This is a genomic window from Mucilaginibacter terrenus, assembly GCF_003432065.1.
Lineage (GTDB): Bacteria > Bacteroidota > Bacteroidia > Sphingobacteriales > Sphingobacteriaceae > Mucilaginibacter > Mucilaginibacter terrenus.
Genome location: NZ_QWDE01000006.1, coordinates 60,018 through 86,387 on the forward strand (window position 1 = coordinate 60,018; position 26,370 = coordinate 86,387).

The following is a 26,370-nucleotide window of genomic DNA, read 5'->3' on the forward strand; positions in this document are numbered from 1 at the left end:
GTTGTTAAACTTTTGGGCAGGAGTGCTAACCGTGCTGGCTATATCAGTTTACTTACGCTGGTAGCGGCAGTAATTTTACCACCTTCCAGGCCGGTAAGCAGGTTTAATCCCGGCGTTTTACCTTCCTCTATGGTACCAAACCGGTCATCTATCCCCATAAACTCAGCACCGTTACGTGTTCCCCATTGTAATAGGGTACCAAAGCTTAAAGAAGGAATGTTTTCCTGCAAAGTGCGCATTTCACTTAGTATACACAGTTTAGCGTTAGATGCCAGGCTGTCGGTACCCAGGGTAATATTTAGGCCCTGGTTTACAAACAAGTCTATCTTTGGCAAACGCTTTTCTATGTACATATTGGCATTGGGGCAAAAGCACCAATTTATTTTACGATCAAACCGCTTAATAAAGTAGATGTCTTTAAGGTTGGTGCAGGTGTTGTGTACCAGCAATATCTTTTGCCTGTTGGTAAGCAAAGGGATTATAGATTGCAAGGAGTTGCGTGCCTGTGGCCTGAAGTAATCTATATTAATACCGAAGTGCTTGTACATATCTATAAAGCCGCCAAGTTTGTAACGATAAAACTTGTTCTCGTCCTCGCACTCCTGGTTATGTATGCTTAGCAGATTTTCGCCGCTATCACTGTATTTCTTTATTAGCTTAAAAAGCTCTTTAGAAACAGAGTAAGGCGCGTGTGCGGTGATAGAAACTGATTGCGGTTTAAATTCCTCTGCAAGTGCCAGCGCTTTCTCAAAAAGGCCATCAGCATTCTCTGGCAAAAAGCCAAATATCTCAACAAAAGTATGATAATGTAATTTGCTATTTTGCTTTATACCAAGAGATATATTACTGTTTGAGGTATCTGCGCAGGCAACAATACCATTGGCAATCATTTCCTGGTCAGCTTTTTCAGCTGCAGCTATTACAGCCTCTTTCTCTGAATTGCGAAAGCTTTGTACGTCTTGTATAAAACTTACAAGCCCACCTCCGGGCTTAACTTTATCTTTAAGGTGAGAGAGTTCTGTATGGCAATGTGTATTTACAAACCCTGGTACAATAACACCCCTAAGGTGCTGAGCGTCTGCTGGGGGAGGGTCGGATGATTGGGGATCAGAAACGGAGAGTATTTTTCCTCCATCATCTACTACTACTATTCCATTTTTAATAGGATCGGCACAAACTGGATAAACGTAATCGGCTACAAATGTCTTCATTAAGATAAACTTGGCATCATCTATAATTAAACCCAGTCTGCGTTAACATTACAATTAACTTATAGTTATTGTTTTTAATGCTACAAAAGAATGACTTTAAAAAAGCATCGGAAAAATTTAAAATTAGGTACTTTTGTACTGTGAATGCAAAAAAAGATAAAATAGATATCCGAAGCTTATCTCTTGAGGCTCTGCAGCAGCACTTTATCCGTATGGGTGAAAAGGCGTTCAGAGCTAAACAAGTTTATGAATGGCTATGGAAAAAATCTTGTTTGTCTTTCGATGACATGAGCAACATTTCAAAAGAACTTCGCAACAAACTTAACGAAGAGTTTATAATAAATGGTGTTAAAATAAACACTTCTCAGGTTAGTGCTGATAAAACTATAAAAAATTCTTTTATATTACATGATAATCACCTTATTGAGGGTGTTTTAATTCCCACAAGTGAAAGGATGACAGCGTGCGTTTCGTCGCAGGTTGGATGCAGTCTTACATGTAAATTTTGTGCTACCGGTTACATGGAGCGCAAACGAAACCTTAACCCTGACGAAATTTACGATCAGGTGGTACTTATTGATAAGCAAGCCCGGGAAAATTACGATATACCACTCTCTAATATTGTGTACATGGGCATGGGCGAACCATTGCTTAACTACGCAAACGTGCTCAAGTCCATCGAGAAGATTACCTCTCCTGAAGGGCTTAACATGGCCGCTAAACGTATTACCGTGTCCACTGCCGGAATTGCCAAAATGATACGTAAGCTTGGCGATGATCAAGTGAAGTTTAACCTGGCGTTATCATTACACGCGGCTAACGACGAAAAGCGCAACACCATAATGCCTATTAACGAGCAAAACTCGCTTAAAGCCCTTGCAGATGCGTTAAAGTACTACTTTGCTAAAACTAAAAACCCGGTAACGTATGAATATATTATATTCGACGGGGTGAACGACGGCATACAGGATGCTATGGAACTTGCCCGTTTTTGCAAGCACCTGCCTTGCAAGGTCAATATCATCGAATACAACCCTATTGCCTTTGCCAGCTACATTAACGCAGGGGAAGACAAGGTTGAAAAGTTTGCAGATTACCTGCGCAGCCAGGGCATAAATACCAACCTGCGCCGCAGCCGGGGTAAAGATATTGATGCTGCTTGTGGACAGCTGGCTATAAAAGAAAAAACCAAAGTAGCCGAAGCAGTTTAAACAACCTCCGGCCACCTTGGCAGCGGGAGATTCACACTATTCTTTTACTATTCGCTTAACGGCAACTGCACCTCCTTGCTTCACCACCAGGAAGTAAATACCATTATGCGGCATGCTAACTTTCTTCATAAAGCTGCCACCAACTGCTTTATCGCTCAGTAATGTGTTACCATCACCATCATTAACTTTCACGGTAGCTGCGCTTTTAGCTGCTAAACTGAAGCTGATAAGCGTTTTACCTGTAGAAAACTCAGGCGACAAGTTCAGATCGTTTATCTGCAGTGTTGCTTTTCCATTTCCGGCCATTCGCTTAACGGTTTCCGTCGGCGCATCAATAACGTGAAAACTTACTTCATTGCTAATACCATCATTGTCGATGCTTGAGTAATTAAATGTTTGCGCGTTCCTTCCGTCGAATCCCAAATTCATTTCACGTGGTGCGCGCGGCCGGCGTAAACGCAAACGCATCGGTTCGCCTCCGTCAAAACGTAGTGGACCATCCATTCGTAAAGGTCCGTCTCCATCAATACGTACGTTGCCGGTATTATCATCCATTCTGAAAGAGAAAGTGCTGTCTGCATCTCTTAACTTACGCAGCTTAAAACGAAATGCTTTACGGGCAGTGTCGCCATTTCTGTAGAACTCCATCGTGTATGGACTGGTAGCGTTATCTCCGTTGCCAAACATACGTGGGGTTTTGTCATCAACGTTGCCATTGCGGCGAATAATGCTGTTGCGGCGGATAACTATGTCTCTTTTACCATCCTTATCAGAATGCTTAAAAGTTATATTGCCAATCTTGTCTATTTCACCGAGTGCATCTTTCCGCTCTTGGGGCGTAAGCTTTTTAATGTCGCGCCCGTTAATGGTGGTGTCCCCGTTATTTATATGTATCTCTATACTTTTTGTGTCCTGTGCAAGTACTATTGGTGGTAAGCCAAGTATGGCAACAAGACTAAGCGAGAAGACGATCTCGAAACGTGATTTGAAAAGCTTTTTCATATGATTAAAGTTTAACTATCCAAAGTTATAAAACAACTACAGCTCAATATGTTAAACATGAGGTTGTTTTTTGTTAAAATTTGTTAAATGCAAAATTCGGGAGGGTATTTAAAATAATTTTGTTTCACGAATGAAGAAAAAGAGTATCGCGCTGATAATTGGTTTAATGAGTCTTGCGTTGCTGGGCGTAGTAGCTATGCAATTTTATTTTCTACGCCAATCATACCAAATGCAGTCCGAAGAGTTTAATCGTTCAGTGAACGATGCACTCAGCAGCGTAGTTACGAAAGTTGCCAAGCAGGATGCTATTACGTTTTTGAACGCGAAAACGAAAGTAAGGCCGTTTGCTCCAAACTCTGTATCTATAACCAGGATCAGCATTAACGGCAACTCTGTTGATGCTAACGACTCTATAAAACTAAAAAAGCTACGATCTAAACGGGAACGTAAGCTGGCAGTGCTCCGCGACAGCCTTAAGCGGATGATCATGCACAAAAAACAGGAGGAAGAGGTTGCCGCATTAATGCAGCAAGGCACACTTAACCTGCGAATACGCATTGAGGAAATAACAGATGAGTTTGGGAATGTACAGGCCAGAATGATCCCTGAGATTGTTAAGGGGCCAAAAACAGTAAAACGGCACATTTATAAATATGATACTTTACGCGGCACCTACATAGATCCGCAGTTTGGCCCGCAGGTAGTGACAGCCGCTACGCTCAATCCTCTTTGGGTCCGTGAGCAGCAGCGGTTGCAAAAAGAGAAACAGTTTAAGCAGGTAAAGAAAATGCTTGAGGCGGACTCTATTGAAAATGCTCCCAAGAGTAAGGCCCGCGCCAACGTAATAGCTAACCTGGCTGAGGAATACCGGAAATCAAGCGAACCGCTGGAAAAGCGGCTCAACGGCTTCTGGATAGATTCGTTACTAAGGTTTGAACTGCACAACAGGGGCATCTTTCTCCCTTTTAGTTATGAGGTGACCACTGCTAATAGCGATTCGCTTATTTTTTCGAGTGCTATGGACACCCAGGGCAAAAAACCGGAGTTTATTGATGCCAATACATACCAGAAGGCCATTTTCAGCAACGAAGTAGTTAATGATCCCGGGAAGATTAAACTCTTTTTTCCGGAAAAGAACTCCTTTATACTTGGCAATATGACCGCCACCATGGGTACTACCGGCGGCCTTTTACTGGTACTTATCTTTTGTTTTGGGTATACTATATTCTCCATTTTAAGGCAGAAGAAGATCTCCGAAATGAAGATAGACTTCATCAACAACATGACCCACGAGTTTAAAACACCTGTGTCAACCATAATGATTGCCAGCGAGGCACTAAAGGATGATGAAATAGCAGAGGATAAAACACGGGTGGCACGCCTCGCCAATGTTATTTATGAAGAAAACGTGCGCCTTGGAAGCCACATAGAACGCGTGCTGAACATTGCCCGCATTGAAAAGAACGACTTTAAGCTTGACAAGAAGCCGATTGATGCAAACGATATGATCAGCGTGGTATTAGACAGCATGGCTCTTAAACTTCAAAAATGCAATGCCGTGGTTAACATGCACCTCCACTCGGAGAACGCAACAATACTCGCCGATGAGCTGCATTTTAGCAATGTAATATACAACCTGGTAGATAATGCCGTTAAGTACAGTAAAGATGCACCTGAAATAACAGTTACCACCTCTAATAAGAACGGTGAACTGTGCGTAAAGGTAGCTGATAAAGGTATAGGCATGAGCCGGGATCAGCAAAGCAAAATATTTGAGCAGTTTTACCGCATACCTACTGGCAACCTGCACGATGTTAAAGGCTTTGGGCTGGGGCTGAGCTATGTGAATACCATTGTGAAGAGGCTGGATGGAACTATCAGCGTAAAGAGCGAGAAAGATAAGGGTTCTGAATTTGAACTGAAGTTTCCCCTGGCTTAATAACTAACGTGAGCAGTTTTCAACGTAACAATCGCAGTATCCTGTCGTCATACTAACAACAGTAGGAAATAAACCTGGGGATATCATTTGACATTCCTGAAACCGTCACATCATGAAGAAGATATTATTAGTTGAAGATGACCCTAACCTTGGCCTCCTGCTGCAGGACTACCTGCAACTGAAAGGGAAATTTGACGTTGAGCTTTGCAAAGACGGTGAAGAAGGATTACGGGCCTTTACCAAGCAGGAGTACGACCTGATCATTCTGGATGTGATGATGCCAAAAAAAGATGGCTTTACGCTGGGTAAAGAAATACGTAAGATAAACCCTGGTGTGCCTATTATTTTTGCTACTGCGAAAGCCATGATAGAGGACAAAACCCAGGCATTTAATTTGGGCGGGGATGACTACATCACTAAGCCTTTCCGTATAGAAGAACTTTTACTGCGCATCAACGCGTTGCTCAAACGTGCCGACAAAGCCGATAAGCAAACCGACGATAGCCCTACACAATTTACGCTGGGCAGCTACAAGTTTGATTACACCACTCAGCTCATTACCCGGTCAGATGTGAATCAAAAGCTATCTACCAAAGAAGCACAGCTATTACGGTTATTGTGCCTTCGTAAGAACGAGGTGCTTACCCGCGAAGAAGCCCTGCTGAACATCTGGCACGACGACAATTACTTCAATGGCCGTAGCATGGATGTTTTCTTAAGCAAAATACGCAAGTACTTAAAAGATGACCCTTCGGTTGAGATCATTAATGTGCATGGAAAGGGTTACAAGCTGCTGATCAATTAAATGATGCATGCGCGCAGGCGCGATTGCTGCACTTGCTGGGTAACGTTTTTAACATTGGAGAGATTAGTTTTATACTGTCCTTCCAGAGGAAAGATATTGAACCGACAAGTATGATCGCGTGATTATTCTATTAATTATTGACACCATCAAACGTCGCTCTCACCGTATCTTTGCAATCTTTACTGCTCAAGTAAAATACAAAGCTATTTTCCTTCTTTTTAATATAAATACCCACTGATATTTTGTCCCATAGTTCAGTGGGTACAGGATCTTCGCAACTGTATTCGGTCAATTCTTCTTTCTCCCGAAGAATAATGACCTTATAGAGGTGATTCCGTTTATCGAGAAACTTTTCTGCAACCTGCCCGTCCATTTTCAGCTGCTGTAAGATTACTTTATTTAGCTCAGCATCTGACTGAAAAGCAGAGGCATAAAATCTTCTCGGATTGCTAACTATTAAGTATAAGAACACGCATGAAATAAGAAATACAGCCTGTACCCTTTTGTCCCAAATGTCAATTTTAATCACAGTAATAAGCTGTTAGCTGATACATAGGCATACACCCAAATATACTTCCATTATTTTATCTTGTAACAACTTTGTTAACTCAGCCGCTAAAGTTTCCTGTCGAAATTAGATAAGTTTGCTCATTGCTTAACTAACTGATCGATATGAAATTAAAACTACTTTACACCTGCGTTGCACTCGCAGGCATTACCGGTTCTGCCTTGGCGCAGGAAACCGTAGATCAAGCCGCCGTAGCCAAAATACGGGAGGAAGGCCTTAGCCACTCCAAAGTAATGGAGACTGCATTTTACCTTACCGATGTTGCGGGGCCACGTTTATCCGGTTCACCGGGCTTAAAACGCGCGCAGGACTGGGCTGTTAACCAACTGAAAAGCTGGGGAATGGCAAATGCTAAACTGGAACCATGGGGTAAATTTGGTAAAGGCTGGGAAGTACAAAAGAACTATGCAGCTATTACCGTGCCTTACTACCACGCCATCATCGCTATCCCTAAAGCATGGACACCAAGCACCAACGGCATTGTAAAAGGCGAAGTTGTTTTGGTGAAGGCAGATACCACTACCGATCTTGACAAATACAAAGGCAAACTGGCCGGGAAGATTGTGATATTTGATGCGCAGCAAAAACTTACCCGCAGCACCAACCCTGATCTTTCTCGTTATACTGATGAGCAGCTGGATAAAATGGCCGCTGCTACTATGCAGCCTGCCGGTCCGCGCCGCCAGTTTGATGCCAACAGCCCTGCTTTTGCAGCACGCCGCCGCATGCTGGCCATGCGTACTGCAATTAACAAGTTTTTACTTGACGAAAAAGTCGGCCTTATACTTAGCCAGGGCCGCGGTACAGACGGTACCACATTTACTACTAACGGTGCTTCTTACGCAGATACCGCTAAGGCCGTAGCACCGGAACTGGAAACCAGCGGCGAAGATTACCTGCGCATCCTTCGCCTGGTAAAAGCCGGCCAGAAGGTAGAAATGGAAGCCGAGATTAAAACAGAATTTTTTAACAAGGACCTGCAAGGCTATAACGTAGTTGCCGAAATACCTGGTACAGATAAGAAATTAAAAGAACAGGTGATCATGATAGGTGGCCACCTTGATTCATGGCATGGCGCTACAGGTGCTACAGATAACGCCGCGGGCAGCGCCGTAATGATGGAAGCAATGCGCATCCTTAAAGCTATTGGTTACAAACCAAAACGCACTATACGTATTGCACTTTGGAGCAGTGAAGAACAAGGTTTGTTTGGTTCACGTGGTTACGTGGCACAACACTTCGGCGACCCACGTACCATGGAGCTAAAACCAGAACAGGCTAAACTTGATGCTTACTACAACTTAGATAACGGCACCGGCAAGATCCGCGGCATTTACCTGCAGGGTGATTCGGCCGCCGGACCTATATTTAAAGCCTGGCTGGCACCTTTCAAAGACCTTGGTGCAACCACCGTTACGGTTAGCAATACCGGCGGCACCGACCACCAAAGCTTTGATGCTGTTGGCCTACCGGGCTTCCAGTTCATACAGGATGGCATGGACTACAATACCCGTACCCACCACAGCAACCAGGATACTTACGACCGCCTGAGCGAAGACGATCTGAAACAAGCTGCTACAATTGTTGCATCATTTGTATATAACACCAGCGAACGTGCAGCCATGATCCCTCGCAAAGCTTTGCCTACTCCGCCGCCGGCAGTAACTCCGCCACCGGCAACACCAAGGAACTAAGCACTGCTTATTAAAACAAGAAAGGCGATGAGGTTAACTCATCGCCTTTTTTGTTAAGCTTCCGATTCAATTAAACTTCGGCCATCATGCCGGCAGATTGATTTGCCGCTTCTCCTGCGTTCTGCTTAGCCGCTATACGCTGCGCCTGTACCCTGTCGTATTCTTTTACGTAATCCGGGTGTTCGGTGCCCATTGTGCGGTCCCAAAAACGCAAGTACAAGCCATAATTTCCTTTAAACTTACTATGATGAAAATTGTGGTGAACCGAAGTGTTGACCAACTCGAACAACCACGTTTTCCTGAGCCATAACGGGGCTATCTCATAACCCAAATGCCCATATACATTAATAACAAAACCAGCAAGGATAAATAAGCTGATAGAAACAGCATTCATCGGCATTACCGCTACAACTACAAATAACACCAGCCCTTCAGCAACAGCCTCCAGGAAATGGAAGGAGTAGGAACTCCATGGCGATGGATTGGTAGATTTATGATGCAGCAGGTGCGTATGCCTGAACAATGCCGGATGGTGCAGCAGGCGGTGCATCCAGTAAAAATAAGCGTCGTGCACCAGGAGGCTCAATGGCACGCTCAATAGCACCCACCATAAAGGCAGTTCTTCACCCGCTGGCGGTATTTGCGTTATCTGCTTTACGGGAGTTAAAAATACTACGCACGCTATAGCAGCAAACACCAGTGTGGTTTGCAGCGAGTGCAAAATATCGCGTATGAAATCAGCCTTGGCAGCCTCTTTCTTCTGAATCTTGTATGAAGTAAGGCGTTTATAAAAAAGCTTATAAAAAAGGAAAAAGGTTAAGCCTGCAATAACAAAGTACCGCAGCACCGATGCGGTTAAAGCCACTATAAAAAATTTTGCTATTTGTTCCATTTGTGTTAATCGGTATGAATATCACAAATTTACCGCGGCATTATCTCATAAAAATTAACAAATGATAATAAGCTATTTAGGGTGTTGAGCTATGCGTTTACGGATACGGCTAAGCGAAACCGGTGTAATACCCAGCAACGTAGCCAGGTATTTATCGGGGACTCTGTTGTATAGCGTAGGCTGCTCTTCAATTAGCTTAAGGTATCTTTCTTCAGCGGTGAGCAGCACAAAACTTTCCACGCGTTCCATAGCTTCGCCAAGCATGTGCAGCAGCACCGAATGCTTAGTGGACGATAACGATAAACTCTCCCCTATTATCTTCTCGGCCTTATAATAATCCATTTCCAGCAACTCGGTGTCTTCCATCGCCTGGTAGATGAACCGGTTTGGGCGCTGGTAAATAACCCCGTCTACCGATGCGATGAACTGGTTCTCCCATCTTAGCATCAGCGTCAGGTCATCGCCGTTTGGTTTTAAATGATATACACGAATGAGGCCGCTGTTGATAAAGGCAAGCTTCTGCGAGTCGGACCCGGCCTCAATATATACCTCCCCCGCAGCAAGCTTACGGGTGCGGGTTATTCGAAGGAGGTTGGCGATGTCAGCAGGGCCAAGTTGCCCAAAGACGTTAGCAGGAAAATTTATGTTTTCAAGATCAGGCATAGCAAATTACAAAAGATTGTCTCACGTCACAATATTCAAACCTAATTTCTATCTTTCAAAAACAAAGCCATGAAGATTATTTTATACCTAATATTTGCTTTTCCGGTCATTGTTCGCGCACAGCAGACCTATCGGGTAAGCGGCCAAGTTGATGAACTGCAGGACGGAGATAAGATATATTTCTCTTACCACCTGGACGGAGAATTACACAAGGATTCCACGGTAGCTAAAAACCATAGATTCACTTTCTTTGGCAAAATAAACAAGCAAGCAAAAGGCTCACTGTCTGCCCGTGAAAATCCTTTTTCAGACATTGACATCTTACATAACAGCCTTACGCTTTATGTCGAACCCGGGCAAATAAATGTTATAAGTAAAGACTCGCTTAAATATGCTCTTATTACAGGGACGACCAATAACAACGATTATACGGAGTTGACAGCCATTTTAAAGCCTTACTACAAAGAGTTACGCAATGTTAACGACAGCTTTGATAAGCTATCACCCGAACAACAGAAAAACGTAGACAATATAGCTCAGCAACGAAAACAGTATTATGCAGTACTGGCGCAAATGGCTCCGCTAAAAATGGCGTTTGTTGCCCGGCACCCTAATTCGTATATTAGCTTTGCAACCTTACGAGACATGCTGAACCAATGGGATGCTAACAGTATAGACAGTGCATTTAACACCTTGGCGCCGGGGTTAAAAAACAGCTCCGAAGCAAAAAGCTTTGCTCTAAAGCTGGCATCAGCAAAACGGTCTGCTTTAGGAACAACTGCACCCAACTTTTTACTTCCCGACGCGAAAGGGCAGCTAACCAGTTTGCAGGATTACCGGGGTAAATATGTGTTAATTGATTTTTGGGCATCATGGTGCCTGCCATGCAGACAGGAAAACCCGAATGTAAAGGCGGCATTCGAACGTTTTAAAAACAAAAACTTCACTGTATTAAGTTTGTCTATAGATGATTCCGGCGCGCGTAAGTCCTGGCTTAAGGCAATAAGCGAAGACGGCTTACCCTGGCCCCAACTTTTAGATGCCACGAAGAAAGTACATGATAGCTATGGCGTTACTTACATCCCCGCTAATTTCCTCATTGATCCGAATGGAAAAATAATAGCAAAGAATTTAAAAGACACCGCACTTACTGATAAGTTAAGCGAGTTGCTGAATAAGTAGGCGTATTCTGAAAATTCTTTAATTGGGAAAATTCTGATTCTAACATTTATTTGATTTTTACAAATAATGGATTGAATGCTCCAACCACCTGCCTTCACTTTAGCCCCATATTTGCATAACAAAATTTTAAATGCAAAATGGAACAAAAAACTAAGATAGCCCTAGTAACCGGCGGCAGCCGCGGGTTGGGCAAAGATATGGCCTTACGTTTGGCCGAAAAAGGACTTGATGTGGTATTAACCTACAACAGCCAGCAGCAAGATGCTTTAGCCGTGGTAGCACAAATAGAATCAACCGGCCGCAAAGCAGCAGCGCTTCAGCTTAACGTAAGCGATACAAAAAGCTTTGTCACCTTTACAGAACAACTTCAGCAGGTGTTGCAAAATACTTTCAATACCAACCGCATCGACTTTTTAATAAACAATGCCGGTACCGCGTTATATGTACCTATTGCGGAAATGACCGAAGAGGCTTTTGACGAGGTGATGAACGTGCATTACAAAGGTGTTTACTTTCTTACACAAAAGTTATTGCCTGTACTTAACGATGGCGGTGGCATCATAAATATTTCCAGCGGCCTTACCAGGGTAAGCGCACCGGGATCGTCAGCCTATGCCAGCATGAAAGGCGCTATAGAAGTGTTTACCCGTTACCTCGCTAAAGAGCTTGGAGCACGTGGTATAAGAGCTAACGCGGTAGCCCCGGGCGCTGTAATGACCGACTTTGGCGGCGGCCACCTGCGCGGCAACGAGCAGCTTAAACAGTACATCAGCAGCGTTACGGCTTTAGGACGGCTGGGCGTTGCAGAAGACATTGGCGGCGTTGTAGCTTTCTTGTGTACCGAAGATGCCCGCTGGGTAAATGCTCAGCGCATTGAAGCATCCGGTGGCATGCAGGTGTAAGCTTAGTTATTAGCAGAAAAGCAGGTACATTAACAGACCTGCTTTTCTGTTTAAGGGGGATATCATTTCATCAGCAGTAATTTATATTAACTTTGATTTATACAAAACACCAATGCCACCCCATACCAGCATAGACCAGTTTTACAAGGAAAGCTCGGCACAACTGCCTGAAGGCATTAGTAAGGACATAGGGCATTTTAATGTGTTTGAGACCGAGAAGCTTTTTGATAAAGCAACTGGCAACCGGGTTATGCCTTACACGCGACGAGCATATTACAAGATAAGCTGGATACGTGGTAAGAGTACTGCAGAGTACGCCGATAAGGTAATTGACATTGAAGAGAATGCATTGCTTTTTGCCACACCCAAGATCCCCTACCATTGGGTGCCAGCAAATGGCAACCAAACGGGCATGTTCTGCATCTTCACTCCCGACTTCCTGGCCGAGCGTAAATCCGGCGCTTTGCTTGACGATCTTCCAATTTTTCAACCGGGGCAGTTGCCGGTGTTCCAGCTATCTGACGAGGAGGTTAAAGAAATTGAGTACATCTTCCGTAAGATGCATAAAGAACTGCAGGCAGATTATAAGTTCAAGTACGATCTACTGCGCAACCTGGTCCTCGAGCTGATCCACTACGGCCAAAAGCTACAGCCCATGTCTGCCGTGAGCACATCGCAGGATGCGTCGCAACGAATATCATCCTTGTTTGTAGAACTATTGGAAAGGCAATTCCCGCTGGAGTCGGCACATCAACGGCTTAGCTTGCGGTCGCCAAAGGACTATGCCGACAGGCTGGCCATACATGTTAATCACCTGAACAAGGTTTTAAAAGAAGCTATGGGTAGTACCACCACCCAGATCATTAGCAACCGTGTAATGCAGGAGGCAAAAATACTGCTGAAGCAAACCAACTGGAGCGTAGCGGAAATAGCTTACACCCTGGGCTTTGATGATGTGGCGCATTTCTCCAACTACTTCAAAAAGCAGGGAGGCACCGCACCGCTGGCATTCCGGTCGTAATGGCTGTCGTAAGCAAAGAGAATAAATTAAGATGCTATTGTATGTTTGTTGCGTTTTATATCCAGCGCGCGCACTTTGGCGGCAATAGATGCCGCATCGTAACCGCAGTCGGCCCATAGTTCCGGCTGTTCACCATGCTCTATCACCTGGTCTGGCATACCTAACCTAACTACAGTTGTAGCATGGTATTTATTATCTGCCATAAACTCCAGCACCGCGCTGCCCATGCCACCTTCCAGACAGCCATCCTCAACGGTAATTACGTGACCGTATTTGCTGAAAACCTCGTGTAATAAGGCTTCATCAAGTGGCTTAACAAAGCGCAGGTCGTAATGGGCAGGGTAGTAGCCTTCCTCATTTAGCATAGCGGTAGCTTTAACCACTTCATTACCAATAGTTCCGATAGAAAGGATAGCGACATCCTCCCCGTCGCATATCTTACGGCCCTTACCAACAGGTATAGCTTTGAAAGGACGCTGCCAGTCTACCATAACACCGTTGCCACGTGGGTAACGGATGCTAAACGGGCCCATATTGTCCAGTTGAGCTGTATACATCAGGTTGCGCAGTTCTTCCTCGTTCATTGGTGCAGATACCGTCATATTAGGGATGCTGCGCATATAAGCAAGATCGTATGCGCCATGGTGCGTTGGGCCGTCGGCGCCGGCAATACCGGCGCGGTCAAGGCAAAACACCACGTTAAGCTTTTGTATAGCAACGTCATGTATCACCTGGTCGTAAGCGCGCTGCATAAAGCTGCTGTAAATGTTACAAAAAGGCGTAAGCCCCTGTGTAGCTAGACCGGCAGAAAAAGTAACCGCGTGCTGTTCGGCTATACCCACGTCAAATGCGCGGTTTGGCATAGCCTTCATCATCAGGTTAAGTGAACATCCCGACGGCATGGCCGGGGTGATGCCCATTATTTTAGAGTTAGCTTCGGCCAGTTCTATTATTGTATGCCCAAAAACGTCCTGGTATTTAGGAGGCTGTGGTTTGTCGTACTTTGTTTTTTTAATCTCCCCGGTGATCTTATCGAACAAGCCGGGTGCGTGCCACTTGGTTTGGTCCTTTTCGGCCAGTGCGTATCCCTTACCTTTAACCGTAATGCAATGCAGCAGCTTAGGGCCAGGTATGTTGCGCAGGTCCTGCAGCAATTTTACCAGGTGTTTAACATCATGCCCGTCAACCGGTCCAAAGTACCTGAATTTAAGCGCTTCAAAAAAGTTGCTCCGTTTAAGTAAGGTACCCTTTATGCTCTTTTCAAGCTTCTTAGCTATCTTAAACGCATCAGGGCCAATAGACGATATTTTGGTAAGCACGTTGGCTATATCATCCCTAAAACGGTTATAAGGCTTAGAAGTGGTAATGTCTGTAAGGTACTCTTTAAGCGCGCCCACGTTAGGGTCTATCGACATGTTATTGTCGTTAAGTATCACCAGCAGGTTGCTGTTCTCTATACCCGCATGGTTTAAAGCCTCAAAAGCCATACCCGCTGTCATGGCGCCATCGCCAATTACAGCCACGTGCTGGCGGTCGGTCTCTCCTTTATATTGAGAGGCTACAGCCATGCCCAAAGCAGCCGATATCGAAGTTGATGAGTGACCAACCCCAAAAGTATCATACACACTTTCTGAGCGCTTTGGAAAGCCGCTTATGCCCCCATGTATACGGTTGGTATGAAAAGTATCTCTGCGTCCGGTAAGTATTTTGTGCCCATAAGCCTGGTGGCCAACGTCCCATACCAACTGATCGTATGGCGTATTCAATACGTATTGCAATGCAACCGTAAGTTCTACCGTACCCAAACTTGCGGCAAAGTGCCCCCCGTTTACCGACACTACATCAATAATGTACTGGCGAAGCTCGTTACAAACCTGTTCTAGTTCATCTTCTGTAAGCTGTTTCAGATCAGAAGGAAAAGCGATCTTACTTAACAATTCACCGGCGGGTACCTGCATGGACAAATCAAATTGAGAGATATTAATACAAAGTAAGGTATTATATTGATAAGTTTATAATGTGTTAATTGTTTTGTGACGCAAACGGGGAACTTACCGCCTTTAAACGTATTTTTGAAGCATGACGGATGACAGTTTTGCCATAAAGTTGCCGCAGTTTGAAGGCCCCTTCGACCTGCTGCTGTTCTTTATAGAACGCGACGAACTGGACGTGCATGACATCCCCATCGCTAAGATAACCGATGATTTCCTGAACTACATCCACCAGATGACGGTGCTGAACATGGAGCTGGCCAGCGAGTTTATTTTTGTTGCGGCCACGCTCATGCGGATAAAAGCGAAAATGCTGCTGCCGCGGCACAGCGAAGCAGGTGAAGAAAACGAATTGGACACAAAGGAAGGCCTCATTCGCAAGCTGATAGAATACAAAAAGTTTAAGGAAGTGTGTGAGCAGCTGCGCCCGTTTGAAGATGAACGCTTTAAGCAGGAACGCAGGGGTAACATCAAAACTGATCTGGAACAGGTTGAGAAAGTGGCCGTACCTGGCGAAGAGTTGTCTGATATTAACCTGTATAAACTCATGACGGTTTACAACAGGGTGATGCAGCAATTTATGACCCGCACCGAACCGGTAACCCATACCGTTGTACAATACCCCTACACCATTGAGCAGCAAAAGCAGGCAATAAACAACCTGCTGCAAATAAATAAACGGCTGGACTTTAAGAGCATTGCCGATAAAAGCGAGAACAAAGTGCATTTTGTGTACAATTTTTTGGCGGTGCTGGAGATGCTGCAGCAAGAACTGATAGATATACAGGTAGGGCTCGGCTTCAACAATTTTTGGATAGCGCCGAGGGGCGAGTAAGGCGGTGTGCAATTGCAGTTTGCACTAGCGCTTTGAAGCCGGCAATTTGCAGTATTAAGTTACCATTTACCACTCACCCTGACTAATCACTACTCACCAAAGAGGTGTATCATCAAGTCAAAAAATCAAAAAAACTGTAACATGGCCGCCAAAACTGTAACATGTTTAAACATCTAAATTTTATAATATACTGACTATTAGCACACTAGTAAAAAACGGGCACTTTTAAGTGTATCAGGTGTAACACCCTGTCGTGATACAGTTGTTACAGGATAGGTTGCACTGCAATTTAAAATGCTTAATTGCTTATCTTCAATAACCTGTGTCATTTCTCACATCTAATCTCTAATTTTACGCGCATTACACACAGCAATGAAAAGAGACAAAATAATATTCAAATTACTAGACGAGGAACAGCAACGCCAGGAAGAAGGTATTGAACTGATAGCATCCGAGAACTTCGTGAGCAAACAAGTGATGGAAGCCGCCGGCTCGGTAGCAACCAACAAATACGCCGAAGGCCTTCCGGGCAAACGCTACTATGGTGGCTGTGAAATAGTCGACGAGATAGAGACCATTGCTATTGAGCGCGCAAAACAGCTTTTCAACGCCGAGTGGGCAAACGTGCAGCCACATAGTGGTGCACAGGCTAACGCCGCAGTAATGCTGGCCTGCCTGCAGCCAGGCGACAAGATATTAGGGTTCGACCTTTCGCATGGTGGCCACCTTACCCATGGCTCACCGGTAAACTTCTCCGGTAAGTTATACGAACCCCACTTTTACGGTGTGAAGAGAGAAACCGGTTATATTGATTATGAGCAGCTGAAAGAGGTAGCACTGCGCGAGAAACCGAAGCTGATCGTATGTGGCGCTTCCGCCTATTCACGTGATTGGGACTACGCTTTTATTCGCCAGGTAGCTGATGAAGTAGGTGCGTTGGTACTGGCAGATATATCTCATCCGTCGGGCCTTATTGCACGTGGCTTGTTAACAGACCCGCTTCCGCATTGCCATATAGTAACTACCACTACGCATAAGACCTTGCGCGGCCCACGTGGCGGCCTTATCTTATTAGGCAAAGACTTTGAGAACCCATGGGGACTTAAAACACCCAAGGGTGAAGTAAGAATGATGTCGAACCTCCTAGACATGGCTGTTTTCCCCGGCACACAAGGCGGCCCTCTGGAGCACATCATAGCTGCTAAAGCAATAGCCTTCGGCGAAGCATTAAGCGACAGCTACATGAAGTATATTGTTCAGGTAAAGCTGAACGCCGCAGCAATGGCCAAAGCTTTTGTTGACAGGGGTTACGAGATCATCTCAGGAGGAACAGATAACCACCTTATGCTTATCGACCTAAGGAACAAGAACATCAGCGGCAAAGCTGCTGAGAAGGCTTTGGGCGAGGCAGACATCACCATCAATAAAAACATGGTGCCTTTTGATGACAAATCTCCATTTGTTACATCGGGTATACGTGTAGGCACAGCGGCTATAACTACACGAGGCCTTAAAGAGAAGCACATGGAAGCCATTGTGCAATTGATAGATGATGTATTAAAAAGCCCTGAAGACGAAACTGTTTTGAAGAAAGTTCGTAAAAAGGTGCACAAGCTGATGGCAGATCATCCATTATATAGCGACAAGCATTTAAACTAAATTTAATGGCTGTAGGGCAGGGTATGAAAGAAAACGAAGAAAGCGGACGCTTAACCGCTCTGCATTCGTACGACATTCTCGATTCGCTGCCCGAAAAAGAGTATGATGCTATTGCGCGCCTGGCCTCCTATATATGCCAGGCGCCGCTAGCCTTTATTACCTTTATTGATAATGACCGACAGTGGTTTAAATCCAAAGTGGGTTACGATATTGACTTTATTCCTAAAGTCGATTCTTTTTGCCGCCACACAATCCTAAAGAAAGAACTGGTAGAAGTGCCTGATGCTTCTCAAAACGAATTGTTTTGCGAAACAGAAATGGTTACCGGAAACTTCCATATTCGATTTTACGCCAGCGCGCCGTTGATTGATCCGGATGGCTACTGTATTGGAACCCTTTGCGTTTTCGACCAGCAGCCGAAACACCTAAGCGACGAGCAAAAGGATGCCTTAAGCACCCTGGCCGACGAGGTGATGAGTCACCTCATCCTCCGCAAGCAAAAGAAGGAACTGGAGCAAAGCTTGCAGGCACATAAAGATTTTTACACGCTCTTTAACAGTTCATCTGAAATACACTTCATTGCAGGTGCCGATTCCAACATCGAATTAATAAATAACTGCGTAAGCGACATCCTGGGCTACAGTCCGGAACAAGCCGTTGGCAAATCGTTATGGTCATTTGTAGCAGGCCAAAACCGCGAACAATTTGCTCCCCTTATAGAAAAGGCTGTAGCCTCGCATGAGCCGTTTGAACTTGATACGCAAGCCGTTACCTCAACCGGCGAAATGAAGTGGATCAGCTGGACAGCTGTGAACAAGAATGGCAAATGGTATGCAAGCGGCCGCGACGTTACTTACCAAAAAAACCTGCTTACCCAAACAGAACAGCTCTCACTGGTTGCCAGTAAAATTAAGAACGGCGTTCTGATAAGCGACGCAGAAGATAAGGTACTATGGACCAACGCGGCTTTTGAAGATATCACCGGTTACAATATTAAAGATGTTGAGGGACGGTTTTTAGGAGATGTTTTAAAAGGCAAGCCTAAAGACCAGAATGCTGAGAACGAACTTATAGATGCACTTCAAAATAAGCGTTCATACGAAGTGGAGCTATCGATAACCACTAAAGATGGCAGGGCTCTTTGGATCTCGGTAACCAATTCTATCATTTATGGCCCTACTGGTAAGATAGAAAAATTCATCCGCATAATTATTGATATTACCAGCCGCAAACGCGCCGAACAGGATGTGGAGATACTCTCATTTGCTGCCAGGAAGTCGCCAAGCGGCATTATGATCCGTGATGCGGAAGGTAAGATCATTTGGATGAATGACTCAATGTCGCACATCATTGGCTATACGCTGGATGAGCTAAGGGGCCAAACCATGGGCACAAAACTCCTTGGAGAAGACACCGACATGCGGGTGTTTGAAAAAGCCTTGGACGCCGTAAAGCAGAATAAGTCTTACGAGGTCGAGTTAAAAATCTACAAAAAGGACGGTACCCCTACCTGGGTATTTATAACTAACAGTCCGCTGTTTAACGAGGTAGGGCAGGTAGAGCGGCAAATTGGTGTTATGGTTGATGTAACCGCACGTAAACAAACCGAGGAACAGTTAAACATGCTTTCGCTAGTTGCAAGTAAAGCAACCAGCGGGGTGGTTATAAACGATAGCAGCGGCAAAGTAGAATGGGTAAATGATGCGTTTGAAAGTATAACAGGCTATTCGCTTGCTGATGTTGAAGGTGGCCATTTAGGTGATGTTTTGAAAGGGGAACTGACCGACGTTTCAATTATTTCTAAAGCAAGGGAACTGTCTGAGAAAAAGCAATCCTTTGAAGTCGATTTACTGGTTTACAAAAAAGATGGCACCCCAATATGGATATCTGTAATTAACTCAGTTATCACCAATGATGCAGGGAAAGTAGATAAGTACATTGAAGTTATACTTGATATTACTGCAAAGAAAAAAGCTGAACTTGAACTTATCACTGCAAAAGAAGAGGCTATACAATTAAGCAGAGCAAAAGATATGTTTATTGGCGTAATGAGCCATGAGATACGTACGCCGCTTAATGCTGTAATCGGCATGTCGCATTTGTTGATGAACGACAATCCGTCTGAGTCTCAAAAAGAGAACCTGAACATTCTTAAGTTTTCGGCCGAGAACCTGATGACGCTGATTAATGATGTACTGGATTTTACAAAAATTGAGACTGGCAATATCGAGCTTGAAAAAGCTAGGGTAAACGTTAGAGAAATGATTGAGGGCGTTACGCTGTCAATGCAGTATAAAGCACAGGAAAACGGCATATATCTGCGTAGTAATATAGAAGAGAGTATACCGGCTTTTGTTATTGGTGATAGGGCCAGATTGGTTCAAATACTGCTGAACCTGGTAAGCAATTCGGTTAAATTCACATCAGCGGGAGGTGTGGATATCGACTTGAAGGTTATAGAACAGGATACGAAGTCTGTAAGGATACGTTTTGCAGTTTCTGATACTGGAATTGGTATTGCAAAAGACAAATTAAATACCATCTTTGAATCTTTTAAGCAGGCTGAGGCTGATACCACCAGAAATTACGGTGGTACAGGCTTGGGATTGGCTATTAGTAAACGATTAATAGAGTTGCACGATTCCAGGATTAACGTTGACAGCGTACCTGGACGGGGCTCTACTTTCTGGTTTACAATAACTTTTAAAAAGCTGGAAGACCAAACCGTAAATAATAACAACAAAGTGGAAACAGGGCTCAATATCCATGTGCTGGTGGTTGATGATAACCAAATAAACAGGCTACTTATAAATAAGGTGCTTAAAAAATGGGGCGCCACTGCAGACTTTGCCGAAAATGGTCAGGAAGCTATCGATAAGCTTCAGGAACATAAGAATTTTGATGTGGTGCTAATGGACATCCATATGCCTATAATGGGCGGACTTGAAGCTACCGGCGTTATCCGCACTTTTAACGATCCGTATTTCCAGAACTTGCCAATAATAGCGCTTACCGCCTCTATGCTAAGTAATCAGATGGGTGAAATAGAGAACGCCGGCATGAACGACTATATACTAAAGCCATTCGATCCTGCTACATTGCACGATAAACTCAGCAGATACCAAAAACAATAAAGATTAACATTGACTACACCGCGTAAGCGATGGTAGCAATGCTTAGCGTGAGTTGAGGTATCTTAAGCAATTCTGCACCGCACGCCTCCAGGGTGGAGCCGGTAGTTACAATATCATCCACTAACAAGACATGTTTATTTTGTAATTGCTGCGGGTGCTTTACGGCAAATACTTGTTGCATATTTTCAAATCTTGAGAAGCGGGATTTTCGGGTTTGCGTTTTAGTAGACACTGTACGAACCAGATTGTTGGCAAGCACTGTCGCGTCCATCTTGCTTGCAAGCCCATCGGCAAAACACTCGCTCTGATTATAACCACGCTCGCGCAATCGTTTGTTATGTAATGGAACAGGTATAATGTAATCCACGTTCTTAAAAACCTCACTTTTATTCAGCTGCTGCCCTGCAATGGCACCAAGCGCATTTCCAATGCCATGCATACCATCATATTTAAAATGGTGCATCATCCGCTGAACATTACTACCCTTATTAAAATAGTACAATGCGTAAGCGCCCGCAACCGGCAGCTTACCCCAAAATTGTTGCGCTACTATATTATCGGGCTGTTCGTGAAAATTTGTATAAGGTAAATTATACAGACAATGTGTACAGATAACGTGTTCGCTAGATACAAGCGTAACATGGCACGCGGCACAAAGCTCCGGAAAAATGAGCGAGAAGAAATCGTTAAAATAGGAGCGAACAGCGTTCATGAGCATGAAGATAGCAGATTATCTTCTCTGTTTTTATATATCAATTCTTGGTAAACAAAAATCCCGGCCAATTTAGTTTAGCCGGGATCCTGTATAGTAACCATTAATCTAAGATAACTTAGAATGGCAAATCATCATCATCTGGTGCTGAGCTAATATCAGCAGGAGCAGCATACTGCGGAGCTGCAGATGCACCACCACTTAACACATTTATTTTCCAAAGTTGCATTGAGTTAAAATAGCTTTTTTTGCCTGTTTTATCTGTCCATGGGCGTCCGCGCAGGTTAAAGAAAACCTCCACATCGTCACCAACCTTAATATTGTCAAGCAGTGCGCAACGATCCTGTATTGCCTCGAACTTTAAATACTCAGGATATTGTGGGTTCTCGATATATTCAACTATTAATTCTCGTTTCTTAAGTGATTCTGTCACCTGGGCAGTTGGGCCCACTTCGTGTACTTTACCTTTGATCTCCATTGCTTCCGAAATATTTAAAATGTAAAGTTAAGAGTATGAAATTAAAACGGCGGCTTTTTATTCATAAATTCGCCAATTATTATATGCAAGTTTTCCACAACGAAAGTAAGATCATCATCACCTGCAATAAGCGTTTGTCGCCATATTTAAAGCAGGAAGTAGAAGCCCTTGGGTTTGAACCAACCCGTGTTTTCCAAACCGGCGTAGAGCTGCAGGGAACTGTTACAGACACCATCCCGCTAAACCTTAACCTGCGCTGTGCTAGTCAAATACTTTACCTTTTAAAGAGTTTTGAAGCAGAGAACCCGGATGAGCTTTATAACGAACTGGTGAAAATAGAATGGGAGGATCTGATTGATTTTTCCGGGTATTTTTCTGTTACTTCCAATGTTAACAACAAGCATATCCTAACGCCGCTATTTGCCAATGTAAAGGTAAAAGATGCCATTGTAGACAGGATAAAGCAAAAGAAAGGTATCCGTCCAAATTCTGGTGCAGATGCAAATAAAACTGTTGTACATCTCTACTGGCAGGACAATAAGGCCGATGTTTTTATTGATACATCAGGCGAGACCCTGGCCAAACACAGCTATCGTAAAATACCCGGCAAAGCGCCGATGCTGGAAGCACTTGCTACTTCCACTATCATGTCGACCAGTTGGGATCGTCAAAGCACTTTTGTAAACCCAATGTGCGGCTCGGGTACGCTTGCTATAGAAGCAGCACTGCTTGCAACCGATAAACACCCAGGCCTGTTTCGGATGAATTACGGCTTTATGCACATATTGGGGTATGATGAGCAGGTGTTTTTTACAGAACGCCGCACTCTTAAAGACAAAGCCAAAAAGGCCATCAACTTTAAAATAATAGCTACAGACATCTCAGATGATGCCGTAGATATTGCCCGAAAGAACGCCAATACAGCAGGTGTAGAACATTTGATAGACTTTGCTGTTTGTGATTTTGCAGATACAGAAGTACCCGAAGGCCCGGGCATTATAATGTTTAACCCCGAGTATGGAGAGCGTTTAGGAACCCATACTAAGCTGGAAATAACTTATAAACGCATAGGCGATTTCCTGAAACAAAAGTGTTTAGGAAAAAGTGGTTATGTATTCACCGGCAATCCTGACCTGGCCAAAAAGATTGGCTTAAAGGCTGCCCGGAAAATAGAATTTTATAACGGTAAGCTGGACTGCCGCCTTTTTGAGTACGAACTGTACGAAGGCACTAAACGCGAACCAAAAGCAGAATAAATGAAAAAGCTCCTGATAATTGCCCTGTTTATACTTTCATCAGCCCTTGCGAAAGCGCAGGAAGGTGATCTTGCGTTTCCTTTTCAGGGTGGAAGCCCTATCATGATTAGGTTCTTTACCGATAGCCTGCAGGTAGGCCAGGATATAAAAGATAAAAAGGCAAGCGGCATGGCTGTTATCAAATTCACTGCCGATATCAGCGGACAGATACAGAAGATTGTGATCTACTATGCAGATGATTACATGCTTACTCTTCCTGTAATAGAAGCACTTAGAAAGTCTAACAAAAAATGGATCATCCCTAATAAAGAGAAGTTTCACGATTTTATTATACCGTTTTCAATAAGCTATAATGCACCCGCTACAGGTGTGGCCGAAGTTCAGAAAGCTGCTTACGCCTATTTTAAACAACGTAAACCTATCCTCACTAAAGACCAGCTGCCACTAAACGCCGCTACCCTGCTGCCTGTAGTAGTGGTTAAGTACGACCTTTAACAAGCAACGTTAACGGGGCCAAAATGTGAAAAGTGTTCAGCTTTTTTGTGCCCGGCGGTAAAAAAGCGTTTTTGAACACTTTTTCAGTCCCGTTAAAAAAGGCGTCAAATAGCATCATTATGCCTGTTTTTGGCTTAAAATTCGTGCAGGCACCTTTAAAAATCACACGATTTCACAGTGCTAAATTGAAATTTATTTGCATTGTATAGGGTAAATTACAGGTAGCAAATCTCCCTTTTACAACACGTGCCAAATACTGCCCGGGCGCCAGTCAGCGCCAAATGATTTCATCGTTCGGAAAAAAAATTAATTTAAACCTAACAAAAAGAAATCCGTACTCATCCGCTTCTCGTTAGTATACGATTATTGACCTCCGACAATTAAAAAAGATGAAGAATCTGCTAAGTTTCAAAGTTAAAGCCGTTGCTGCTAACATTCGTAATAAACGCGAAGAATTAAACTATACCCAGGAATATCTTGCAGCCAAACTTAAAATTTCACAGAACGCATATAGCAAAATAGAACTTGGCTACACCAAGATCACATTGGAACGTCTTTTCCAGATAGCTGAAGTTTTGGAAACCGAGCTGATGGACCTCATTAAAGCAGATAAAGCCGAAGCTGCCTGACCCGCAATAATTTTCAGGGTTATCAATATCCCTTAATATATTTGCCGCAAACAAAATTTGATGAGCGACGCAGATATAGTAGGGCAAACTATAGCTTTTGTAAAACAAACCCTTAGCGACGCCGAAGGCGGGCATGACTGGTGGCACATACAACGGGTACACACCAACGCCAGGCGCATTGCAGCAGGCGAAAGCTGCCATCTGCTCACCGTAGAACTTGCTGCACTGCTGCATGATATTGCTGACAGCAAATTTCACGGAGGCGATGAGGAAATTGGCCCGCGCACCGCAGGTGATTACTTAAAAAGCATTAACGTAAACGCGGCTATTATAGAGCATGTTCAGCAGATCATCCGGTACATGTCTTTTAAAGCGAGCTTTGATAAGCCGTCCTTTCACTCAACAGAGCTTGCCATTGTACAGGATGCCGACCGGCTGGATGCAATAGGTGCCATTGGTATTGCCCGCGCATTTACCTACGGAGGTTTCAAGGGGCGCGAATTGTACAACCCCGAAATTGAACCCAACCTAAACATGAGCAAAGAGGAATACAAAAACTCCGCTGCGCCAACAATTAACCACTTTTATGAAAAGCTGCTGTTGCTCAAAGACAAAATGAATACCTCCACCGGCAAGCAGTTGGCTCAGCAACGGCACAACTTTATGCTCAGTTACCTGCAGCAGTTTTATAGCGAAGTACAATAACTCAATATTATAAAACGCCTGTTATGAACAAAACCTTACTCTTATTAGCCGCGCTGCTCGCCGGACAATATGCCCGGGCGCAGGATACTTTAAAACAGCAGCGTTTTAACCTGCACTTCCAGCAAACCGTTATTACACAAGCTAAGCCATCTTTTAGCGCCAACTATTCCGGAGCAAACAGCCTGCTTACCAACAGCGAAACGCAAACGTCGCTTACCACAACTTTATTTGGCGGTGCACGGCTGTGGAAAGGAGCAACGGCATATTTTAATCCGGAGATGTCTGGCGGTTCCGGATTAAGTAAAACACTTGGCGTTGCCGGTTTTCCAAATGGTGAAACCTTCAGGGTAGGCGGTGCCGAACCCAAGATATACATAGCCCGCCTTTACTTTACCCAAACCTTCGGGTGGGGCAATGATAAAGACACCCTGGCAGACGATGTGAACCAGCTCGGCGGCCTGCGCAGCAAGCGTTACCTAAATTTTACGGTCGGCAAATTTGGCATGGCAGATTTTTTCGACGGTAACGAATTCAGCCATGATGCCCGCTCTCAGTTCATGAACTGGGCATTGATGGATAATGCGGCATGGGACTACCCGGCCAATACCCGTGGTTACGTAATGGGCGCAATGGCCGAGCTGGGGCAGCCTACATGGGCGTTGCGATTTGCCTTCACCATGACAACCACCTCTGCAAACGGTGCAATATGGGACCAGCGCGTAAGTCGCGCCAATACGCAAACCCTGGAATACGAGAAACGGTATAAACTGAACGGCCGCAACGGCACAGTACGCATCCTTGGTTTCCGTAACAATGGCAAAATGGGTGTTTACAGAGACGCTTTAGCGCTAAACCCCGTTAACCCCATTGTAGATACTACCCTTACTTACGGCAAGCACAAGTACGGCTTTGGCATCAGTGCCGACCAATACCTCAGCAGAGACTTTGGTGTATTTGCCAAGGCAAGCTGGAATGATGGCAAGACCGAGACCTGGGCCTTTACGGAAATAGACCGGTCTGTAAGTTTAGGGGCTGTATTAAGGGGCGGCAGTTGGAACCGTGGAGATGATGAACTGGGCCTGGCATTTGTTGGCAACGGCCTATCTGCACCGCACCGCGATTACCTGAAAGCGGGCGGTTACGGCTTTATCATAGGCGACGGGCGGCTCAACTACAGCACCGAATTGATTGCCGAGGTTTATTATAAAATTAATGCTTATCAAAAAAAGCTATGGCTATCGCCCGATTACCAGTTTATTGCCAACCCCGCTTATAACAAAGACCGCGGCCCGGTAAACGTTTTCTCTCTGCGCGCGCATGTAGAGTTTTAGCTGATCAGTTAAACCAAAACACTAAAGTAAAGTCACACCAAATACACGCCCGGTA

The 26,370-nt window shown here is 44.4% G+C and carries 23 protein-coding genes; 15 read left to right on the forward strand and 8 right to left on the reverse strand.

Going from position 1 to position 26,370, the window contains the following annotated elements:
- Window positions 1-38: 38 nt before the first annotated feature.
- The gene (locus DYU05_RS19770; RefSeq protein WP_117384901.1) at window positions 39-1,211 is read right to left on the reverse strand and encodes an amidohydrolase family protein; all 1,173 of its coding nucleotides are present in this window, start codon (window positions 1,209-1,211) and stop codon (window positions 39-41) included.
- A gap of 140 nt (window positions 1,212-1,351) precedes the next feature.
- Here DYU05_RS19770 and rlmN point away from each other — a divergent pair, with 140 nt between their 5' ends.
- Complete coding sequence (rlmN, locus tag DYU05_RS19775) at window positions 1,352-2,422, forward strand: 23S rRNA (adenine(2503)-C(2))-methyltransferase RlmN (protein ID WP_117384960.1); 1,071 nt, start codon at window positions 1,352-1,354, stop codon at window positions 2,420-2,422.
- A gap of 36 nt (window positions 2,423-2,458) precedes the next feature.
- Here the strand turns inward: rlmN and DYU05_RS19780 are convergent, their stop codons facing one another.
- Window positions 2,459-3,424: a T9SS type A sorting domain-containing protein gene (locus tag DYU05_RS19780; RefSeq protein ID WP_117384902.1), complete on the reverse strand. Its 966-nt coding sequence runs from the start codon at window positions 3,422-3,424 to the stop codon at window positions 2,459-2,461.
- Window positions 3,425-3,554: 130 nt separating this feature from the next.
- Between DYU05_RS19780 and DYU05_RS19785 the strand changes: the two genes are divergently transcribed.
- Both DYU05_RS19785 and DYU05_RS19790 read left to right on the forward strand, forming a co-directional pair.
- Complete coding sequence (locus DYU05_RS19785; protein ID WP_117384903.1) at window positions 3,555-5,363, forward strand: sensor histidine kinase; 1,809 nt, start codon at window positions 3,555-3,557, stop codon at window positions 5,361-5,363.
- A 112-nt stretch (window positions 5,364-5,475) separates the two neighbouring features.
- Window positions 5,476-6,168, forward strand: coding sequence for a response regulator transcription factor (locus DYU05_RS19790; protein ID WP_117384904.1), 693 nt, complete (start codon window positions 5,476-5,478; stop codon window positions 6,166-6,168).
- Window positions 6,169-6,298: 130 nt separating this feature from the next.
- Here DYU05_RS19790 and DYU05_RS19795 read toward each other — a convergent pair whose 3' ends face one another.
- Complete coding sequence (locus DYU05_RS19795) at window positions 6,299-6,697, reverse strand: hypothetical protein (RefSeq protein ID WP_117384905.1); 399 nt, start codon at window positions 6,695-6,697, stop codon at window positions 6,299-6,301.
- A gap of 143 nt (window positions 6,698-6,840) precedes the next feature.
- Here DYU05_RS19795 and DYU05_RS19800 point away from each other — a divergent pair, with 143 nt between their 5' ends.
- Window positions 6,841-8,430 (forward strand): M28 family metallopeptidase, encoded by a 1,590-nt coding sequence (locus DYU05_RS19800; protein WP_117384906.1) that lies wholly within the window; start codon window positions 6,841-6,843, stop codon window positions 8,428-8,430.
- 70 nt (window positions 8,431-8,500) lie between these two features.
- Here the strand turns inward: DYU05_RS19800 and DYU05_RS19805 are convergent, their stop codons facing one another.
- Window positions 8,501-9,322: a sterol desaturase family protein gene (locus DYU05_RS19805; RefSeq protein ID WP_117384907.1), complete on the reverse strand. Its 822-nt coding sequence runs from the start codon at window positions 9,320-9,322 to the stop codon at window positions 8,501-8,503.
- Between the two features lie 72 nt (window positions 9,323-9,394).
- Window positions 9,395-9,985, reverse strand: a complete 591-nt coding sequence (locus DYU05_RS19810; RefSeq protein ID WP_117384908.1) for a Crp/Fnr family transcriptional regulator — start codon at window positions 9,983-9,985, stop codon at window positions 9,395-9,397.
- A 69-nt stretch (window positions 9,986-10,054) separates the two neighbouring features.
- Here DYU05_RS19810 and DYU05_RS19815 point away from each other — a divergent pair, with 69 nt between their 5' ends.
- The 3 genes from DYU05_RS19815 to DYU05_RS19825 all read left to right on the forward strand — a co-directional run bounded on the left by DYU05_RS19815 (window position 10,055) and on the right by DYU05_RS19825 (window position 13,090).
- The gene (locus tag DYU05_RS19815; RefSeq protein WP_117384909.1) at window positions 10,055-11,167 is read left to right on the forward strand and encodes a TlpA disulfide reductase family protein; all 1,113 of its coding nucleotides are present in this window, start codon (window positions 10,055-10,057) and stop codon (window positions 11,165-11,167) included.
- 137 nt (window positions 11,168-11,304) lie between these two features.
- The gene (locus DYU05_RS19820) at window positions 11,305-12,069 is read left to right on the forward strand and encodes an SDR family NAD(P)-dependent oxidoreductase (RefSeq protein ID WP_117384910.1); all 765 of its coding nucleotides are present in this window, start codon (window positions 11,305-11,307) and stop codon (window positions 12,067-12,069) included.
- Window positions 12,070-12,181: 112 nt separating this feature from the next.
- Window positions 12,182-13,090: a helix-turn-helix domain-containing protein gene (locus DYU05_RS19825; RefSeq protein ID WP_117384911.1), complete on the forward strand. Its 909-nt coding sequence runs from the start codon at window positions 12,182-12,184 to the stop codon at window positions 13,088-13,090.
- A 26-nt stretch (window positions 13,091-13,116) separates the two neighbouring features.
- On the opposite strand, the gene dxs is transcribed toward DYU05_RS19825, so the two are convergent.
- Window positions 13,117-15,048: a 1-deoxy-D-xylulose-5-phosphate synthase gene (gene dxs, locus DYU05_RS19830; RefSeq protein ID WP_117384912.1), complete on the reverse strand. Its 1,932-nt coding sequence runs from the start codon at window positions 15,046-15,048 to the stop codon at window positions 13,117-13,119.
- Between the two features lie 121 nt (window positions 15,049-15,169).
- On the opposite strand from dxs, the gene DYU05_RS19835 reads away from it, so the two are divergent.
- The 3 genes from DYU05_RS19835 to DYU05_RS19845 all read left to right on the forward strand — a co-directional run bounded on the left by DYU05_RS19835 (window position 15,170) and on the right by DYU05_RS19845 (window position 20,709).
- Window positions 15,170-15,916: a segregation and condensation protein A gene (locus DYU05_RS19835; RefSeq protein WP_117384913.1), complete on the forward strand. Its 747-nt coding sequence runs from the start codon at window positions 15,170-15,172 to the stop codon at window positions 15,914-15,916.
- 372 nt (window positions 15,917-16,288) lie between these two features.
- Complete coding sequence (locus tag DYU05_RS19840) at window positions 16,289-17,575, forward strand: serine hydroxymethyltransferase (protein ID WP_117384914.1); 1,287 nt, start codon at window positions 16,289-16,291, stop codon at window positions 17,573-17,575.
- 5 nt (window positions 17,576-17,580) lie between these two features.
- On the forward strand, window positions 17,581-20,709 hold the full coding sequence (locus DYU05_RS19845) for a PAS domain S-box protein (protein WP_117384915.1): 3,129 nt from the start codon (window positions 17,581-17,583) through the stop codon (window positions 20,707-20,709).
- A gap of 13 nt (window positions 20,710-20,722) precedes the next feature.
- Here the strand turns inward: DYU05_RS19845 and DYU05_RS19850 are convergent, their stop codons facing one another.
- Entirely contained in the window at window positions 20,723-21,421 is a 699-nt protein-coding gene (locus DYU05_RS19850; protein WP_117384961.1) for a ComF family protein, read from the reverse strand.
- Between the two features lie 118 nt (window positions 21,422-21,539).
- Window positions 21,540-21,899, reverse strand: coding sequence for a DUF3127 domain-containing protein (locus tag DYU05_RS19855; protein WP_117384916.1), 360 nt, complete (start codon window positions 21,897-21,899; stop codon window positions 21,540-21,542).
- A gap of 83 nt (window positions 21,900-21,982) precedes the next feature.
- Here DYU05_RS19855 and DYU05_RS19860 point away from each other — a divergent pair, with 83 nt between their 5' ends.
- The 5 genes from DYU05_RS19860 to DYU05_RS19885 all read left to right on the forward strand — a co-directional run bounded on the left by DYU05_RS19860 (window position 21,983) and on the right by DYU05_RS19885 (window position 26,315).
- Complete coding sequence (locus DYU05_RS19860) at window positions 21,983-23,155, forward strand: THUMP domain-containing class I SAM-dependent RNA methyltransferase (RefSeq protein WP_117384962.1); 1,173 nt, start codon at window positions 21,983-21,985, stop codon at window positions 23,153-23,155.
- A complete protein-coding gene (locus tag DYU05_RS19865; protein WP_117384917.1) occupies window positions 23,156-23,650 on the forward strand; it encodes a hypothetical protein in 495 nt (164 codons plus the stop codon). It abuts the gene before it with no gap.
- 389 nt (window positions 23,651-24,039) lie between these two features.
- On the forward strand, window positions 24,040-24,279 hold the full coding sequence (locus tag DYU05_RS19875) for a helix-turn-helix domain-containing protein (RefSeq protein ID WP_117384919.1): 240 nt from the start codon (window positions 24,040-24,042) through the stop codon (window positions 24,277-24,279).
- A 60-nt stretch (window positions 24,280-24,339) separates the two neighbouring features.
- On the forward strand, window positions 24,340-24,984 hold the full coding sequence (locus tag DYU05_RS19880) for an HD domain-containing protein (protein WP_117384920.1): 645 nt from the start codon (window positions 24,340-24,342) through the stop codon (window positions 24,982-24,984).
- Between the two features lie 23 nt (window positions 24,985-25,007).
- On the forward strand, window positions 25,008-26,315 hold the full coding sequence (locus tag DYU05_RS19885; protein WP_117384921.1) for a carbohydrate porin: 1,308 nt from the start codon (window positions 25,008-25,010) through the stop codon (window positions 26,313-26,315).
- Window positions 26,316-26,370: the final 55 nt, after the last annotated feature.

Bases quoted from the DNA above. Each gene is read 5' to 3' on its own strand.
- DYU05_RS19770 (WP_117384901.1), bottom strand. From the start codon at position 1,211: ATGAAGACATTTGTAGCCGATTACGTTTATCCAGTTTGTGCCGATCCT.
- DYU05_RS19780 (WP_117384902.1), bottom strand. From the start codon at position 3,424: ATGAAAAAGCTTTTCAAATCACGTTTCGAGATCGTCTTCTCGCTTAGT.
- DYU05_RS19785 (WP_117384903.1), top strand. From the start codon at position 3,555: ATGAAGAAAAAGAGTATCGCGCTGATAATTGGTTTAATGAGTCTTGCG.
- DYU05_RS19790 (WP_117384904.1), top strand. From the start codon at position 5,476: ATGAAGAAGATATTATTAGTTGAAGATGACCCTAACCTTGGCCTCCTG.
- DYU05_RS19800 (WP_117384906.1), top strand. From the start codon at position 6,841: ATGAAATTAAAACTACTTTACACCTGCGTTGCACTCGCAGGCATTACC.
- DYU05_RS19805 (WP_117384907.1), bottom strand. From the start codon at position 9,322: ATGGAACAAATAGCAAAATTTTTTATAGTGGCTTTAACCGCATCGGTG.
- DYU05_RS19810 (WP_117384908.1), bottom strand. From the start codon at position 9,985: ATGCCTGATCTTGAAAACATAAATTTTCCTGCTAACGTCTTTGGGCAA.
- DYU05_RS19815 (WP_117384909.1), top strand. From the start codon at position 10,055: ATGAAGATTATTTTATACCTAATATTTGCTTTTCCGGTCATTGTTCGC.
- DYU05_RS19820 (WP_117384910.1), top strand. From the start codon at position 11,305: ATGGAACAAAAAACTAAGATAGCCCTAGTAACCGGCGGCAGCCGCGGG.
- DYU05_RS19825 (WP_117384911.1), top strand. From the start codon at position 12,182: ATGCCACCCCATACCAGCATAGACCAGTTTTACAAGGAAAGCTCGGCA.
- dxs (WP_117384912.1), bottom strand. From the start codon at position 15,048: ATGCAGGTACCCGCCGGTGAATTGTTAAGTAAGATCGCTTTTCCTTCT.
- DYU05_RS19835 (WP_117384913.1), top strand. From the start codon at position 15,170: ATGACGGATGACAGTTTTGCCATAAAGTTGCCGCAGTTTGAAGGCCCC.
- DYU05_RS19840 (WP_117384914.1), top strand. From the start codon at position 16,289: ATGAAAAGAGACAAAATAATATTCAAATTACTAGACGAGGAACAGCAA.
- DYU05_RS19845 (WP_117384915.1), top strand. From the start codon at position 17,581: ATGGCTGTAGGGCAGGGTATGAAAGAAAACGAAGAAAGCGGACGCTTA.
- DYU05_RS19850 (WP_117384961.1), bottom strand. From the start codon at position 21,421: ATGAACGCTGTTCGCTCCTATTTTAACGATTTCTTCTCGCTCATTTTT.
- DYU05_RS19855 (WP_117384916.1), bottom strand. From the start codon at position 21,899: ATGGAGATCAAAGGTAAAGTACACGAAGTGGGCCCAACTGCCCAGGTG.
- DYU05_RS19860 (WP_117384962.1), top strand. From the start codon at position 21,983: ATGCAAGTTTTCCACAACGAAAGTAAGATCATCATCACCTGCAATAAG.
- DYU05_RS19865 (WP_117384917.1), top strand. From the start codon at position 23,156: ATGAAAAAGCTCCTGATAATTGCCCTGTTTATACTTTCATCAGCCCTT.
- DYU05_RS19875 (WP_117384919.1), top strand. From the start codon at position 24,040: ATGAAGAATCTGCTAAGTTTCAAAGTTAAAGCCGTTGCTGCTAACATT.
- DYU05_RS19880 (WP_117384920.1), top strand. From the start codon at position 24,340: ATGAGCGACGCAGATATAGTAGGGCAAACTATAGCTTTTGTAAAACAA.
- DYU05_RS19885 (WP_117384921.1), top strand. From the start codon at position 25,008: ATGAACAAAACCTTACTCTTATTAGCCGCGCTGCTCGCCGGACAATAT.